This is a genomic window from Ruegeria sp. N11 (assembly GCF_056531525.1).
On the sequence record NZ_JBQFLX010000072.1, the window covers coordinates 1 to 1,241 of the forward strand.

At 63.3% G+C, this 1,241-nt stretch carries 1 protein-coding gene; it reads left to right on the forward strand.

The features are described from left to right. The coding region (glyA, locus tag ACR0J8_RS24210; protein WP_480892862.1) for a serine hydroxymethyltransferase at window positions 1-1,241 on the forward strand (1,241 nt) is incomplete at both ends.

Here is a 1,241-nt window from a genome sequence, read left to right on the forward strand (position 1 = left end):
GGTTTTTTCACCCAGTCTCTTTCGGATCGTGATCCTGAGCTTTTCGGCTCGATCCGGTCCGAGTTGGGGCGCCAGCGCGACGAGATCGAGCTGATTGCGTCCGAGAACATCGTCAGCGCCGCAGTGATGGAGGCGCAGGGCTCGGTGATGACCAACAAATACGCCGAAGGCTATCCCGGGCGGCGCTATTATGGCGGCTGCCAGTTCGTGGACATTGCCGAGAATCTGGCCATCGACCGCGCCAAGCAACTGTTTGGCTGCGGTTTCGCCAACGTGCAGCCGAACTCGGGCTCTCAGGCCAACCAGGGCGTGTTCCAGGCGCTGATCAAACCCGGTGACACCATTCTGGGCATGAGCCTGGATGCCGGTGGTCACCTGACCCATGGCGCGCGCCCGAACCAGTCGGGCAAGTGGTTCAACGCGGTGCAGTACGGCGTCCGCAAGGAAGACAACATGCTGGACTACGATCAGGTCGAGGCGCTGGCGAAAGAGCATCAGCCCAAGCTGATCATCGCCGGCGGCTCGGCCATCCCGCGCCAGATCGACTTTGCCCGCATGCGCGAGATCGCCGACATGGTCGGCGCCTATCTGCATGTCGACATGGCGCATTTCGCCGGTCTGGTGGCGGCAGGTGAACACCCCAGCCCCTTCCCGCATGCGCATGTGGCAACCACCACCACGCACAAGACCCTGCGCGGTCCGCGTGGCGGCATGATCCTGACCAATGATGAAGATATCGCAAAGAAAGTGAACTCGGCCATCTTCCCCGGCATTCAGGGCGGCCCGCTGATGCACGTGATCGCGGCCAAGGCCGTGGCCTTCGGCGAGGCGCTGCAACCGGCCTTCAAGGACTACATCAAGCAGGTCGTCGTCAATTCGCAGGCGCTGTCGGATCAGCTGATCAAAGGCGGTCTGGACACGGTGACCCATGGCACCGACACCCATGTGGTGCTGGTCGACCTGCGCCCCAAAGGCGTCAAGGGCAACGCGACCGAAAAGGCCCTGGGCCGCGCGCATATCACCTGCAACAAGAACGGCGTGCCATTTGACCCGGAAAAGCCGACCATCACGTCGGGCATCCGCCTGGGTTCGCCCGCCGGCACCACCCGCGGCTTTGGCGAGGTTGAATTCCGCCAGATCGCGGACTGGATCATCGAGGTCGTCGACGGTCTGGCCGCCAATGGCGAAGACGGCAACGGCGCGGTCGAAGCCAAGGTCAAGGCCGAGGTCGCAGACCTCTG